Origin of the sequence: Propioniciclava flava, from assembly GCF_004126535.1 — a bacterium.
In the GTDB taxonomy this organism is placed as follows: domain Bacteria; phylum Actinomycetota; class Actinomycetes; order Propionibacteriales; family Propionibacteriaceae; genus Propioniciclava; species Propioniciclava flava.
In genome coordinates, this window is the sequence record NZ_PPCV01000004.1 from 46,449 (window position 1) to 60,364 (window position 13,916).

The 13,916-nt window shown below is 68.4% G+C and carries 14 protein-coding genes; 9 read left to right on the top strand and 5 right to left on the bottom strand.

The genetic code is table 11. The annotated features are described in order from the left end of the window. Positions 1–15 precede the first annotated feature (15 nt). Together tkt and C1706_RS06715 are read left to right on the top strand one after the other, a co-directional pair. A complete protein-coding gene (gene tkt / locus C1706_RS06710) occupies positions 16–2,085 on the top strand; it encodes a transketolase (RefSeq protein WP_129458461.1) in 2,070 nt (689 codons plus the stop codon). Positions 2,086–2,260: 175 nt separating this feature from the next. Further along, entirely contained in the window at positions 2,261–4,024 is a 1,764-nt protein-coding gene (locus tag C1706_RS06715) for a VanW family protein (RefSeq protein WP_129458462.1), read from the top strand. Here the strand turns inward: C1706_RS06715 and C1706_RS06720 are convergent. Beyond that, the gene (locus C1706_RS06720; protein ID WP_129458463.1) at positions 4,021–4,605 is read right to left on the bottom strand and encodes a hypothetical protein; all 585 of its coding nucleotides are present in this window, start codon (positions 4,603–4,605) and stop codon (positions 4,021–4,023) included. The genes C1706_RS06715 and C1706_RS06720 overlap by 4 nt on opposite strands. A gap of 77 nt (positions 4,606–4,682) precedes the next feature. Here C1706_RS06720 and fdxA point away from each other — a divergent pair, with 77 nt between their 5' ends. Both fdxA and dapC read left to right on the top strand, forming a co-directional pair. Further along, positions 4,683–5,003, top strand: a complete 321-nt coding sequence (gene fdxA / locus C1706_RS06725; RefSeq protein WP_129458464.1) for a ferredoxin — start codon at positions 4,683–4,685, stop codon at positions 5,001–5,003. Further along, complete coding sequence (gene dapC, locus C1706_RS06730; protein WP_129458465.1) at positions 5,000–6,100, top strand: succinyldiaminopimelate transaminase; 1,101 nt, start codon at positions 5,000–5,002, stop codon at positions 6,098–6,100. The genes fdxA and dapC overlap by 4 nt, the downstream gene beginning before the upstream one ends. 53 nt (positions 6,101–6,153) lie before the next feature. Here dapC and C1706_RS06735 read toward each other — a convergent pair whose 3' ends face one another. The 3 genes from C1706_RS06735 to C1706_RS06745 are packed head-to-tail and all read right to left on the bottom strand — an operon-like array spanning position 6,154 to position 9,238. Continuing rightward, positions 6,154–7,020 carry a hypothetical protein gene (locus C1706_RS06735; protein ID WP_129458466.1) on the bottom strand — a complete coding sequence of 289 codons (867 nt, stop codon included), beginning with the start codon at positions 7,018–7,020 and terminating at the stop codon, positions 6,154–6,156. 6 nt (positions 7,021–7,026) lie between these two features. Continuing rightward, on the bottom strand, positions 7,027–7,965 hold the full coding sequence (gene dapD / locus C1706_RS06740) for a 2,3,4,5-tetrahydropyridine-2,6-dicarboxylate N-succinyltransferase (protein WP_129458467.1): 939 nt from the start codon (positions 7,963–7,965) through the stop codon (positions 7,027–7,029). A 19-nt stretch (positions 7,966–7,984) separates the two neighbouring features. Continuing rightward, positions 7,985–9,238: a hypothetical protein gene (locus tag C1706_RS06745; RefSeq protein ID WP_129458468.1), complete on the bottom strand. Its 1,254-nt coding sequence runs from the start codon at positions 9,236–9,238 to the stop codon at positions 7,985–7,987. A gap of 62 nt (positions 9,239–9,300) precedes the next feature. Here C1706_RS06745 and dapE point away from each other — a divergent pair, with 62 nt between their 5' ends. The 4 genes from dapE to C1706_RS06765 are packed head-to-tail and all read left to right on the top strand — an operon-like array spanning position 9,301 to position 11,720. Then, positions 9,301–10,356 (top strand): succinyl-diaminopimelate desuccinylase, encoded by a 1,056-nt coding sequence (gene dapE / locus C1706_RS06750; RefSeq protein ID WP_129458469.1) that lies wholly within the window; start codon positions 9,301–9,303, stop codon positions 10,354–10,356. A gap of 29 nt (positions 10,357–10,385) precedes the next feature. Then, positions 10,386–11,153 (top strand): LOG family protein, encoded by a 768-nt coding sequence (locus C1706_RS06755; protein ID WP_241653470.1) that lies wholly within the window; start codon positions 10,386–10,388, stop codon positions 11,151–11,153. 2 nt (positions 11,154–11,155) lie between these two features. After that, positions 11,156–11,581: a DivIVA domain-containing protein gene (locus C1706_RS06760; protein ID WP_129458470.1), complete on the top strand. Its 426-nt coding sequence runs from the start codon at positions 11,156–11,158 to the stop codon at positions 11,579–11,581. Next, positions 11,553–11,720 carry a DUF3117 domain-containing protein gene (locus C1706_RS06765; RefSeq protein WP_129458471.1) on the top strand — a complete coding sequence of 56 codons (168 nt, stop codon included), beginning with the start codon at positions 11,553–11,555 and terminating at the stop codon, positions 11,718–11,720. The genes C1706_RS06760 and C1706_RS06765 overlap by 29 nt, the downstream gene beginning before the upstream one ends. A 92-nt stretch (positions 11,721–11,812) precedes the next feature. On the opposite strand, the gene C1706_RS06770 is transcribed toward C1706_RS06765, so the two are convergent. After that, positions 11,813–12,520 (bottom strand): FadR/GntR family transcriptional regulator, encoded by a 708-nt coding sequence (locus C1706_RS06770; protein ID WP_164987468.1) that lies wholly within the window; start codon positions 12,518–12,520, stop codon positions 11,813–11,815. Between the two features lie 144 nt (positions 12,521–12,664). Here C1706_RS06770 and manD point away from each other — a divergent pair, with 144 nt between their 5' ends. After that, entirely contained in the window at positions 12,665–13,879 is a 1,215-nt protein-coding gene (gene manD / locus C1706_RS06775; protein ID WP_129458473.1) for a D-mannonate dehydratase ManD, read from the top strand. Positions 13,880–13,916: the final 37 nt, after the last annotated feature.

The window sequence follows — 13,916 nt, forward strand, 5'->3', positions numbered from 1 at the left end:
AACGAACGAGGAGTGTTGATGACCGCATTCACCTGGACCCAGCAGGACCAACGCGCGGTGGATACCGCGCGGGTACTCGCCGCCGACGCGGTCGAGAAGGTGGGCAACGGCCACCCCGGGACGGCCATCTCGCTGGCCCCCCTGGCATACCTGCTGTACCAGAAGGTGATGACGCTCGACCCGGCCGAGCCGCGCTGGCTGGGGCGCGACCGCTTCGTGCTGTCGGCCGGTCACGCCTCGATCCTGCAGTACAACCAGCTCTTCCTGGCCGGTTTCGGGCTGGAACTGTCCGACATTGAGGCATTGCGCACCTGGGGTTCGGCCACCCCCGGCCACCCGGAGTTCGGCCACACCGCGGGAGTTGAGGCCACCACGGGCCCCCTCGGTGCGGGCGTCGCCAACGCCGTCGGGTTTGCCATGTCCGCGCGTCACAGCCGCGAGCTCTACGACCCGACCGCAGCCCCGGGCACCTCGGTGTTCGACCACTACGTCTACTGCATCGCCGGGGACGGCTGCATGCAGGAGGGTGTCTCCGGCGAGGCCTCGTCCCTGGCGGCAACCCAGGAACTCGGCAACCTGATCCTGTTCTACGACGACAACCGCATCTCGATCGAAGGCGACACCAAGATCGCCTTCTCCGAAGACGTCGAGGCCCGTTACACCGCCTACGGCTGGCACGTGCAGCACGTCGACTTCACCAACGGCTTCACGACCTACGAAGAGAAGGTCGCCGAACTGTACGCCGCCGTCGAGGCCGCCAAGGCCGTGACCGACCGTCCGTCCTTCATCAAGGTGACCACCGTCATCGGCTGGCCGCTGCCGAACAAGGCCGGGGACCACAGCGTCCACGGCTCCAAGCTCGGCGGCGCCGAGATCACCGCGCTGAAGCAGGAACTCGGGTTCCCCGACGTTCCGTTCGGTATCGAGAATGACATCGTCGCCTACACCCGGGCCAACGCCGCCGAGCGGGCCAAGGCCGCCCACGCCGAGTGGGATCCCCGCTTCGAGGCGTGGCGAGCAGCCAACCCCGAGCAGGCAGCCCTGCTGGATCGCGTTGTGAGCAAGCATGCCCCCGCCGACCTGATCGGCCAGCTCCCCGTCTTCGAGGCGGGCTCCATGGCGACGCGCGCGGCGTCCGGCAAGGTCCTCGGGGCCCTGGCGACGGCGGTTCCGGAACTGTGGGGTGGGTCTGCTGACCTGGCCGGGTCGAACAACACGACGATGTCCGGGGTCGCTTCGTTCCTGCCCGCCGATCGCTCCAGCGAGAGCTTCGAGGGTGCCCCCGGTGGCCGGACGCTGCACTTCGGCATCCGTGAACACGCCATGGGCAACATCATGAACGCGATCTCGATGGACGGCCTCAGCCGTGTGTACGGCGGCACCTTCTTGGTGTTCTCCGACTACATGCGCACCACCCCGCGTCTGGCGGCGCTGTCCCACGTCCCGACCACGTTCGTGTGGACGCACGACTCCATCGGCGTCGGCGAAGACGGCCCCACCCACCAGCCGGTGGAGCAGGTGATGAGCCTGCGGCTCATGCCTGGTCTCGACGTGGTCCGCCCCGGCGATGCCAACGAGGTCGCCCAGGCCTGGGCCCGGATCCTCAACGACTGGGATCGCCCCGCCGCGCTGATCTTGTCCCGGCAGAATGTGACCACCTACGAGCGGTCGGCGGAATCCGGCTTTGCCGCCGCCGACGGGGTTGCGCGGGGTGGCTACATCCTCAAGGAGGCCTCTGCCGCACCGAAGGTCGTCCTGGTCGGGACGGGCTCCGAGGTCGAGATCGCGGTCGCGGCCGCGGAGAAGCTCGAAGCCCAGGGTGTCCCCGCCCGGGTCGTCTCGCTCCCGTGCGTCGAGTGGTTCCAGGCCGAGGACGCCGCCTACCAGGAGGAGATCCTGCCTGCGGGGCTGCCGAAGGTCGTCGTTGAGGCGGGTGTCACGGTGGGCTGGAAGGATCTGCTGGGGGCCAACACCGAGGCGATCGGTGTCGACCAGTTCGGCGCCTCGGCCGCGGGACCGACGATCTTCGAGAAGTACGGGGTCACTGCGGACGCGGTGGTCGCGAAGGCCACGGCGCTCATCTGAGCAGCCACGCCGCTCGTCTCCACAAACGGTCGGTGCCCCGCCCATCAGGGCGGGGCACCGACCGTTTCCTCACAGCCTGATCACGGTGTTCCGGCCCCCCGTGGCGGCTGCGGTGACTCTGCGCGAGGAACACCTACGATGGAGCGACCGTAGTGATCAGGACGCAGGAGAACCCATGGCCGATTCAATGAGCGCGGACCCTCGCGGCGGGCGGCGTCCGCGGCGCGGCCTGGTCGTGGGTGGCGTCCTCGCCACGGTAGCGGTGCTCGCCGGAGTGAGCTACGGGGTCGCCTACGCCGTGTCGGGGAACACGCTGGCCCCCAAAACCAGCATCGCCGGGGTCGACGTGGGCGGCCTGACGCCCGCCGAAGCGCAAGCGAAGCTGACGGCCGACCTCACGCAGCGCTCCAGTGAGCCGATCACGGTGACCGCAGCCGATCAGAGCACGACGCGCACCCCGGCCGAACTCGGTCTGGCCGTGGACTATGCCGCCTCAGTGCAGGCGGCGGGGGGCGCCAAGTCGTTCGATCCGCGCATCATCTGGGACAACCTGACCGGGGGCTCCGCGCGTCCGGCTGTGGTGACCGTGGACCAGGGGGCCGCCGAGGCTGCGCTGAGTGAATTGGCGACAGCAGCACACACCGACCCGGTCAACGCCGAGTTGGCCGTCGTGGACGGCAAACCCACGGTGAGCAACGCGAGTGCTGGTCGAAGCCTGGACGTCGCGGGGGCCATCACCGCGCTCCAGCACGGTTTCCTCACCTCGACGCGGATCGAGGCCCCCCTCAGCGCCGCCGATCCCGACATCACCACCGAGGAAGCCAACGAGGCACTCGCCACTGTCGCGCAGCCGGCCCTCTCTGGCCCCGTGACGATCTCGATCGGTGACAAGACGCTCGATGTATCGGCCCAGACCATCGGGTCGGCGTTGACCTTCCAGGCCGCCGACGGCAAGCTCACCCCGCAGGTGAACCCCACCACGCTGCTCAAGGCGTCCGAGGAGCGATTGGACCAACTGGGCATGACGGAGCCGAAGGACGCGAGCTTCACCTTCGCCGATGGGCGACCCAAGGTGGTGCCATCCCAGGACGGAAACGGTGTGTCGGCGGACGCGCTGGCGGCTGCCGTGACGTCGACGATGACGAAGACCACCGATCGTGTCACGTCGGTCGAGGCGGGCCCGCTCAAGGCTTCGTTCACGACCGAGGACGCCGAGAAGCTCGGGATCAAAGAGGTGACGGGCGAGTTCACCACGAACTTCCCCGCCACGGCCTACCGGGTCAACAACATCGGAAAGTCCGCAGGCCTCGTGAACGGGGTGCTGGTGAAGCCTGGTGAGACGTTCTCGATGAACAAGCTCCTCGGCCCCCGCACCTTGGCCCAAGGCTGGATGGCCGGGGGTGCGATCGACGGGGGCAAGGTGGTTGAGCGGATGGGTGGCGGCATCTCCCAGACGACCACGACGACGTTCAACGCGATCTTCTTCGCCGGGCTGCAAGACGTGTATCACAAGCCCCACTCCCTGTACTTCAGCCGCTACCCGATGGGCCGCGAGGCGACCCTGGATTACGTCTCGGTGGACATGAAGTTCAAGAACAACACCGACTACGGCGTCCTCATGCAGGCCTACACCAACAACCCGAAGGTGGGCGGCCAGGGCACGGTGACCGTCAAGGTGTGGTCCACCAAGTCTTATGACGAGATCAAGGCGTCCGACCCGGTGCAAAGCGACTTCCGTTCGCCCGGTCCCGCCGTTCAAAGCGACGCGGCCGTGTGCAGCCCGCAAAGTGCGATGCAGGGCTTCCGCGTCGACTACAACCGTCTGTTCTACAAGGGCGGACAGGTCGTCAAGACCGAGCCCTTCACCTGGACGTACAACACGCTGCAAGCGGTCACTTGCACCAACCCCGACGCGCGCGCCGACCGCATCGAACGCTAGGCCGCAGCTCCGTCCAGCGAGGTGAACCCGGCGGCGAGGAGGGCCTGCGCCACAGCGTGTGATGCCTCGTCGTCGGGCACCCGCACCTGCACGCTGCGTGCACCCATGCGGGTGGCCCACCAGGCTGCTGCGCGCCAGACGGTGACGTCGCCGCCGGGCACGGTCACCCACTCGCCCTCCATGCGCGCCGTGACGGCCCCGAACGAGGCGGTGGGCCCCCAAGCCGGGACGGACGCTGGGGGCGTTTGCCCGGCCAACAGATCGGTGATGCGCGTGACCCACGGGGCGCCGGGGGCCTGTGCACGATCGGCGAGGGCGTCGAGAAGGTCGCGAGGGGTCGCCTGAGGGCGGCGTCCGCGCGCAAGGGGGACCCGGCGCAGCGCCGCCACTTCGCGGCGTCGCCCCTCGTGGGCCTCGCCGTGACGGTCGAGCACGGTGAGGAGATCATCAGTGAGGTCGGTCACGAAGCCGAGGACCTCCGTGGGCTGGCCGTCGACGGGGGTGAGGAGGACGCTGACGCGCTCACCAACGACCAGGGGCGGCACAAGGCCCGCAACCGGATCGGTGTCTCCCTGTTGCATGGTTCCTCCCGAAGCGAGTTGTAGAGTGATCCTGTCTTGTCTGACCGGCCCGTCACTAATCTAGGGGAGCAGTTTTCATGACCTACGTGATCACGTCACCGTGCGTCGACGTCAAGGATCTCGCGTGCGTGGAGGAGTGTCCGGTCGACTGCATCTACGAGGGCAATCGGATGCTCTACATCCAGCCCGACGAGTGCGTGGATTGTGGCGCGTGCGAGCCGGTGTGCCCGGTGGAGGCCATCTACTACGAAGATGACGTCCCCGCCGACCAGGCCGAGTACTACGACATCAACGTGAAGTTCTTCGACACGATCGGTTCTCCGGGCGGCGCCGCCCGCATGGGCAAGATCGACGGGGATCACCCGACCGTCGCCGCGCTGCCCCCGCAGGGAGAGTGACTTCGCCGCAGTCGGAGCGCCTACCCGACTTTCCCTGGGACACCATCGCTGGGGCGAAGGCGCGCGCCCAAGCTCACCCGGACGGGTTGTGTGACCTGTCGGTGGGCACTCCGGTCGATCCGGTTCCTGAGGCCGCGCAGCGTGTGCTGGCCGAGTCGGCGTCCGCCTGGGCGGGATACCCCACGGTGTGGGGCACCCCCGGGCTTCGGGCCGCGATCCGTGGTTATGCCTCCTCGCGGTGGAACGCCTCGGGGCTGAGCGACGCCCACGTCTTGCCGGTGGTGGGCACGAAGGAACTCGTCGCGTCCCTGCCGCTGCAACTCGGGGTCGGCCCCGGGAGCACCGTCGTGATCCCGACGACCGCCTATCCGACGTATGAGGTCGGCGCGCTGATTGCGGGAGCCACCGTGCTGGCCACCGACGACCCGGCCGAGGCTGCTGCTGCCCATCCCCCCCTCATCTGGATCAACTCGCCGGCGAACCCGCACGGCGCCATCTTGTCCGCGGACGCGATGCGCGCCTGGGTGGAGGCCGCTCGCTCAGTCGGAGCAGTGCTGGCTTCCGACGAGTGCTACGGCGAATTCGGTTGGGAGGCCGAACCGGTTTCCGTGCTGGATCCGGCGATCAACGGCGGCAGCCTGGAGGGCCTCATCGCGGCGTTCTCGCTGTCCAAGCGCAGCAACGTCGCGGGCTATCGCGCAGGCTTCCTCGTCGGGGACGCCCCGCTGATCGGGGAACTCCTCGCCGTCCGCAAACACATGGGCCTCATTGTCCCGGGGCCTGTGCAAGCGGTCATGGAGACCATGCTGGGCGACGAGGACCATGTCTCGGTGCAGCGTGAGCGTTATCTGGCGCGTCGCGCGATCCTCAAGCCCGCCTTGGAGGCCGCGGGCTTCCGGATTGATGCCTCGCAGGGGTCGCTCTATCTGTGGGCGACCCGCGGCGAAGACTGCCGCATCACCGTCGATTGGCTGGCCGAGCGCGGCATCCTGGCCGCCCCCGGCGACTTCTACGGAGAGGCGGGTCGCCAGCATGTCAGGATCGCGCTGACGGCCACCGACGAACGCATCGCTGCCGCGGCATCCCGCCTGGCCTAAGCCGCGTCACACGCGCCCACCCGGGGCGGGCAAGCCCGACGCGGGGCCGACCGTCAGCGGCTCGGCGTCGGCTGTGGCGGGGCGGGATAGGTGATCGTGACGCGGGTCTCATTGGTGGGATCGCCCGTCCAGGACCCTGTGGTCGTGGGGCTGGGCGTCCACGTTCTGCCGCCAACCCGAACCGTCGCCGCCCCGTAGTAGGCGGTGTTCCCGACGGCGATGTGCGCGGCCGACCAAGCATCACGGTTGGTCCGGGTGGTGACGGTGACCACGTTGCCGTCCCGGGCGACGGTGGCAGAGGTGGGTAGCGTCTTGGTGAGGAACGTGGCAAGCCCTTCGGGATTGGCCGTGGGGGGATCCTTGACCAGGCAGGTGAAGGAGGCCGGGGTCTCGCCGGTCAGTGCGCTGGCCAGCCGTCGGGCGTTCTCGACGTGGCGGGCGTAGCCATTCGGGTGGCCGCTGCGCTGCACCGCCTGGGCGACATCGTTGACGTTCCCACTGTCCCAGCCGTCCACTTTCAGCAGGGCGTCATAGAACTTGCCCGAGGCATAGTACGGGTCACGCACCTGGGTTTCGGATCCCCAGCCTTGGGAGGGACGCTGCTGGAACAGGCCGAGCGAATCCCGGTCCCCGTAGTCGAGGTTGCGGATCCCTGACTCCTGGTACACGGTCGCCAACGCGATCGTGGACGCGCGCGGTACCAGGCCGCGGCGTGTCGCGACCCCCACCACGATGGAGGCGTTGTGGGTCTGCTCGACATCCAAAGGAACAGACAGGTCTTGAACCTGGGCGATGCACTGGTCGGCCAGCGGCAGCGGCTCCTTGTTGTAGGAGTACAGCAGCGTCAGACCCGCCAAGATCAGCACGGCGGTCAGCCCGGCGACCGCCAGCCCCGTGAAGACGCGTCCCCAGGCACCCATGGGCAGCTAGTTGGCGTGGAGTGCCGCGTTGAGTTCGACGGTCCGGCCTGCGCGGGGCTTCACCGACACGGCTCCGCTTTGGGAGTCGCGGTAGAACAGCCAGCCGTTGGTGCCCGACAACTCGGCGGCCTTGACGACGCTCCCGTCGGGCAGGGTCAGCTTGGTGCCTGCAGTGACGTACAGACCCGCCTCCACGACGCAGTCGTCACCCAAGGAGATGCCGATGCCGCTGTTGGCGCCCAGCAGGCAACGCTCGCCGATGGAGACCTGCTGCTTGCCGCCTCCCGACAGAGTGCCCATGATCGAAGCGCCGCCGCCCACGTCGGAGCCGTCGGCCACGACGACCCCAGCGGAGATACGACCCTCCACCATGGAGGTGCCCAGCGTGCCCGCATTGAAGTTGACGAATCCCTCGTGCATGACCGTGGTGCCCTCGGCGAGGTGAGCGCCGAGCCGGACGCGGTCCGCGTCCCCGATGCGGACACCGGACGGGACGACGTAGTCGACCATGCGCGGGAACTTGTCGATCCCGAAAACGGTCAGGTGGCCGCGCTCGGCGCGCAGCGAACAGCGCACCTCCTCGAAATCGGCGACCGCGCAGGGGCCCGCCGACGTCCACACCACGTTCGGCAAGACGCCGAAGATCCCGTCGAGGTTGAGAGTGCGGGGCTGGGCGAGCCGGGTGCTGAGCAGGTGCAGGCGCAGGTAGGCGTCCGCGGTGTCGGCGGGGGCAGCGTCCAGGTCGATCTCGACGAAGACAACATCGACGCGGACGCGACGGCTGTGGTCGCTGATGCGGGCGGTGAGGAGAGCGGCGGGGGTGTCCTCACGCTCAGCAGCACTCGGGATGCCGAGGTGTGGCTGCGGGAACCACACGTCGAGGGTGTCGCCGGAATCGGTGATGGTGGCTAGTCCCCAGCCCCAAGCAGTGCGCGCAGACGTCATGTCTGCAGCTTACCGGGGCTTAGGACCAGACGACGGCGAGCGGCTGCTGGGTCAAAGCCACCGTGTAGGTGCGATCCGCCTCCAGGCGCTGGGTGGCGTCCGTACTGAGACCGTTTTGCGTGATGGTCGCCGTGGCATCGACGGAGAGGTGCAGGCGGCCCGTGACCCGCATGGTGGCGGGGTCGAGGGCAGGGTGGAAGTCCGCCCACGGGTCGTTGACCAGGGCGAAGCGCACCGATCCCGGGGCGACCTCGACGTTGTCGGTGCGCACGCCGAACGGGCAGTTCGCCGGGCGTGATTCCGTCGCTGTGAGGCACTCATCGAGGCGGCTCTTGACGGTGTTCAGCACCGTTTGGCGTCCTTCATCGCTCAGCGCGGCCGCGACGGTCAACGAGGCGGGCTCGGAATCGGGGGTCGCCAACAGTGCGGTGGTGTCGCCTTGAGCGATCACGGTGGGCGCCGAGTTCGTCGCGACGACGTAGGAGCCCGGGAAGGCCGGGTTGGTTGACTCGGTGACCGGGACGCCGTTGACGGTCAGACCGGTCGGCGCGCTGAGGGTGAGGTCGGCGGTGCCATCGACGAGCAGCCAGGACGTGCGGCCATCGCCCACGAGACGCAGGGTGGTGGAGACGTCACGTCCGCCGATCTTGTAGGAGGCGGAAACGCTGGCTCGGGTGTCGCTGTCCAGCACGGGCGATGTGACGACAATGTCGGTGAGAGGGGCCCGCTCCTGGGACACCCGCAGCACGTCGCCGGTGAGCAGCGCCTCGTTGGTGGGACGCTCGGCCAGGGTTGCCAGCGCCGCCTGGGCGTCGGAGGCAGCAATGGATTGCAGGTAGGTGGTGGCGGTGGACGTGATGGCGCGTTCGCGGTTGCTGTTGGTCACCGCGACCACAGCCCAGGCGATCAGCGCGACCAGTACGACGGCCGCCACGGCGACCAGTGCCCAGAACCGGGGCGTGCGGCGGGTACGAGGGGCTGTCTCGTCGACGTGAGCGGTCGCGCTGGCTGGGGAAGGCGTCGCGTCCGGTTCGGCCTGCGAAAAGGTCCCCGCACTGTCTGCGGCGTGCTCGCTCAGGGCCTCCTCCGCCACCGGCTCCAGCGGACGCGTTGGCTGGCCCTCTTCGGGTTTAAGCACGCGCGTTGCCTCACCCTCGATCGGGTCGAGGGGGCGCGTGGGACTCTCGTCGCTCGAGAGGTCTTCTGTGGGCAGCTCTCGGGTTGGCTCGTTGTGCGGCTCCCACTCGCTCGGGGTGGCCGGGGAGTGGCTCATGGCGTCCTCCTGTGTCGTGTGCCACCAGCCATGATGCCATGTGGGTCATCTAGGCTTGCAGTATGCCCCTTGACCTGCGCGCCGATCTGCCGGATCTCCTCACCTCGGTGACCGACATCGAGTCCGTCAGCGGGCATGAGGGCGCCCTGGCTGACGCGGTCGAAGCGGCCCTGGACGCTGTGCCTCACCTGGAGGTCACCCGCGATGGGGACGCCGTGGTGGCGCGCACGTTGCTGGGTCGCGACGCTCGCGTCGTTATCGCCGGGCATCTGGACACCGTCCCGGTGGCAGGCAACCTCCCTTCGCGACGCGAGGGCGACCGCATCTATGGGCGAGGGACCGCCGACATGAAGGGTGGCGTCACGGTCGCCTTGGCTGTCGCGGCGGCGCTGACGTCGCCGCGCCATGACGTCACCTGGATCTTCTACGACAACGAAGAGGTCGAGGCCTCCCGCAACGGCCTGGGACGGCTGGCGCGCCAGCATCCCGAACTCCTGGCGGGCGACTTCGCCGTGCTGATGGAACCGACCGGCGCCGTCATCGAAGGCGGCTGCCAAGGCACCCTGCGTTTCGAGATCGCCACGCGGGGCCTGGCCGCGCATTCGGCTCGCAGTTGGCTTGGTCACAACGCCATCCACGAGGCCGCCCCGATCCTCGACACGTTGGCCGCCTACTCCCCGCGCACGGTGATGGTGGACGGGCTGGAGTACCGCGAAGGCCTCAACGCAGTCCGGATCGAGGGTGGCGTCGCGGGCAACGTGATCCCCGATCGCTGCACCGTGACCGTCAACTTCCGCTTCGCGCCCGACCGCAGCGTCGAGGACGCGCAGCGCCATGTCGCTGAGGTGTTCGCCGGGCATGACCTGGTCTTCACCGACGTGTCGGCCGCCGCCCGTCCGGGGCTTGACCATCCGGCCGCGGCGGCGTTCGTGGCCGCCGTGGGGGGAGAGCCCCGCGCCAAGTACGGCTGGACGGACGTGGCCCGATTCTCCGCCCTCGGGATTCCCGCGGTGAACTTCGGCCCGGCCGATCCTGGCAAGGCCCACGCTGACGACGAGTTTTGCCCCGTCGCGGACCTGTACGCGGTGCGCGACGCGCTGGAGCGCTGGCTGGCTTAAGCCCACGGGCCCCCCGATACGCTGGCCATGTGAAGAAGAAGCGCAGCAAGGACTACCGCCAGCAGGGTCCGGTAATCCGGCGGGGGGACCAGGTCCAGGCCACGACGACCGATCAGCGGCTGCTCCAAGGCGGCAGCGGCAGCGACTGGGTGCACACCGACCCCTGGCGGGTGCTACGGATCCAAGCGGAGTTCGTGGAAGGCTTCGGCGCGCTGGCTGAGTTGGGGCCCGCCGTCAGCGTCTTCGGCTCGGCGCGCACCTCGAAGTCCGACCCGATGTACGAGGCGGCGGTGGAGTTGGGGCGCAGGCTCGCTGAGGCGGGATACGCCACGATCACCGGCGGGGGCCCCGGCATCATGGAGGCCGCGAACAAGGGTGCCGCCGAAGCCGGGGGAGTCTCGGTCGGGTTGGGCATCGAGCTTCCCTTCGAGGACTCCCTCAACAAGTGGGTCAGTCTGGGGATCAACTTCCGCTATTTCTTCGTGCGGAAGGTGATGTTCCTCAAGTACGCCCAGGGTTTTGTGGTCATGCCCGGCGGATTCGGAACTTTGGATGAGTTGTTCGAGTCGCTCACGTTGGTGCAGACCCGCAAAATGACGCGGTTCCCGATCGTGTTGTTCGGTTCGGCTTACTGGTCAGGGCTGGTGGACTGGCTCAAGGGCCGGATGCTGGCCGATGGCTATAACAGCGAGGCGGATTTGGGTCTGATTCACGTGGTCGACGACGTGGATCGCGCCGTTGAGATCATCGTGGACGACGCCCGTCACGGCGGGCGCGGGCCGAGCGGAGCGGAGTAGCCGTGGAGTGGTTCTTGTGGGGCATGGTGGTCGTCATCGTGGGCTTAGCGTCGCTCGTGGCCGCTGGCCGGTTCGGGGGGATGCCCGCCACGGCGGTGCATGACACGGCGGTGCCGGAACTGCCGCCACACCCGCTGAGCGGGGAGGACGTCCGTGCTGTGCGGTTTGCGGTGGTCCCGCGGGGCTACTCCATGTCCCAGGTGGACGATCTGGTGGACCGCCTCGCGGCGCAGTTGGATGACCCCGCCGCTCGGGGTATGCGTCACCTCCTCGAGGAACCGTTTGTGGACTCCGAGGGCACCTCAGAACCAACGAACGGACGCCGAGCCGCGAGAGAGTCGTCCGGGTCTGCGATAATGGGGGAGAACGTGAGCTGGCAGCCAGGAAATGAGGGAGAACATGGCAGCAATGAAGCCCCGCACGGGTGAAGGCCCCATCGAGGTGGCCAAGGAGTCGCGCGTGATCGCGATGCGGATCCCCGCGGATGGTGGCGGTCGCCTCGTCATCGAACTGAATGCCACGGAAGCGGCAGAGTTGCTTGAGGCGCTGAAGGGCGTCGTTGGCTGACACTCGTCGCACCCTTTGCAACGCGGGCGGCCCCGGAGCTTCTGCTTCGGGGCCGCCCGCGTTGTGCGCGGGTGAGGCCCCGAGGGGGTCGGCTAGCGCGCGTGTCCCAGCGCGCCGACCTCCCGGTGCACCCAGGACAGCTGGTGGCGTGAGGCGGCTTCGGCGCCTTCGGGATCCTGCTCGGCGATGGCTTTCGCGATCCGCAGGTGATCGTTGACGGCGTCCAGTTCTGGCCACACCGGGTGCAGGTCGTGGACGGCGCGCCCGCGCAGTACGTCGGCGACCATGCCTCGCATGGCGTAGAGCATTTCGTTGCCGGACGCCTCGAGGAGTAGGCCGTGGAAGCGAATGTCCGAGTCGAGGTACTCGGGGGCACGGCCGAGGCCCCGCTCGGCGAGGGAGACCAGCGTGGCCCCGAGCCTGAGTAGCTCGTCGGCGTGCTCGTCGCTGCGATGCAGGGCTGCGAGGCGGGAGGCGCGGGGCTCGATCGCTTCGCGAACATCGGTGAGGGAGTCGATCTGTGCCAGACGGTCCTCGCCCGCCAGCCGCCAGGCGATGATCTCGGGGCTGAGGACGTGCCAGCCTCGACGGGGCTGAATGGTGACGCCGGCGCGGCGGCGCGTCTCCACCATGCCGAGTGCGGCGAGCGTCTTGACGGCGTCGCGTGCGACCGTGCGGGAGACGCCGTGTGCCTCTTCGATGTCAGACAGCGTCAGGCGTTGTCCGGGCGGGTAGTGCCCGGACACGATGGCGAACCCGAGGTCGTTGACGACCGCATCGTAGATGGCCGCTGCAGGCACGTCTGGCTCCTTTGTCGAAGTGTCTGGGCGACAGCCTACGCGTTGACGTTGGTGATACGTTTCGTTTATGATGCTACCAATAGCGCTCAATGGTGACGCTGGCGGCAAGCCACCAGAGTGACCTGATCAGGAGAGAGGACTCCGGTGGCCGATCGAATCGAACGTGTGGAGGTGCTGGTCGCCAGCCCCACCCGCAACTATGTGACCCTGCGGGTGACGACGGCAGACGGCATCGTCGGACTCGGCGATGCGACCGTGAACGGTCGTGAACTGGCCGTGGCGTCGTACCTGCGCGACCACGTCGGGCCGTTGCTCATCGGGATGGATCCCAGCCGGATCGAAGACACGTGGCAATACCTCTACCGCGGGGTCTACTGGCGCCGCGGGCCGGTCACGATGGCCGCCATCGGGGCCATCGACATGGCGCTGTGGGACATCTTGGGCAAGCGCGCCCAGATGCCCGTCTACCAGTTGCTCGGTGGGCGCGTCCGCGACGCCATCCCGTACTACAGCCACGCCTTCGGCTGGGACATCCCGGCGCTGCTCGATTCGGTGCGCGAGCACCAGGAACGCGGCGAGACCTACATTCGCGTCCAGTCCGGCGTCCCCGGCCTCGACAAGGTTTATGGCGTCTCCAAGGATCCCAACTACGAGCCGGCCGGCCGGGGCGCACGCCCCAGCGAAGAGCACTTTGATCCCGGGGCCTACATGCGGCACCTGCCCAAGGTGCTGACCGCCGTCCGCGAACTCGTCGGGCCCGACGTCAAGCTCCTGCACGACGCCCACCATCGCCTTACCCCCATCCAGGCCGCACGCCTGGCCAAGTCGGTCGAAGAGTTCGATCTGTTCTGGCTCGAGGACGTGACACCTGCAGAGGACCAGGAGGCCTTCCGTCTGGTGCGCAACGCCTCCACCACGCCCCTGGCCGTCGGCGAAGTGTTCAACACCATCTGGGACTGCCAGCGCCTGATCGAGGAGCGGCTGATCGACTACATCCGCACCGCGATCGTCCACGTCGGCGGCATCAGCCACGCGCGCAAGGTCTTCGCCCTGGCGGAGGTGCACGGCGTCAAGGCGGGCCCGCATGGTCCCTCCGACGTCTCGCCGATCGCGTTGGCGGCGTCCATTCACATGGCCGCGGCCACGCACAACTGGGGCGTCCAGGAGTACATGGGCTACCCCGCACAGGTGCATGAGGCCTTCCCGCACGCCTGGTCTGCTGCCGACGGCATGCTCCAGCCCGGCGATGCCCCCGGGCTGGGCGTCGACCTCGACGAAAGCATCCTCGCCGCGTCGCCGTACGTGCCCGCCTACCTGCCGACCGCTCGCACCCTCGACGGTGCGGTCCTCGACTGGTGATACCCGCGTCGCGGCCTTGCGGGGCCGCGACGCCCCA

Coding starts and splice junctions, on each gene's coding strand:
- fdxA (WP_129458464.1), top strand. CDS start 4,683: ATGACCTACGTGATCACGTCACCGTGCGTCGACGTCAAGGATCTCGCG.
- dapD (WP_129458467.1), bottom strand. CDS start 7,965: ATGACGTCTGCGCGCACTGCTTGGGGCTGGGGACTAGCCACCATCACC.
- C1706_RS06745 (WP_129458468.1), bottom strand. CDS start 9,238: ATGAGCCACTCCCCGGCCACCCCGAGCGAGTGGGAGCCGCACAACGAG.
- C1706_RS06720 (WP_129458463.1), bottom strand. CDS start 4,605: ATGCAACAGGGAGACACCGATCCGGTTGCGGGCCTTGTGCCGCCCCTG.
- C1706_RS06765 (WP_129458471.1), top strand. CDS start 11,553: ATGGCAGCAATGAAGCCCCGCACGGGTGAAGGCCCCATCGAGGTGGCC.
- dapE (WP_129458469.1), top strand. CDS start 9,301: ATGCCCCTTGACCTGCGCGCCGATCTGCCGGATCTCCTCACCTCGGTG.
- C1706_RS06735 (WP_129458466.1), bottom strand. CDS start 7,020: ATGGGTGCCTGGGGACGCGTCTTCACGGGGCTGGCGGTCGCCGGGCTG.
- C1706_RS06715 (WP_129458462.1), top strand. CDS start 2,261: ATGGCCGATTCAATGAGCGCGGACCCTCGCGGCGGGCGGCGTCCGCGG.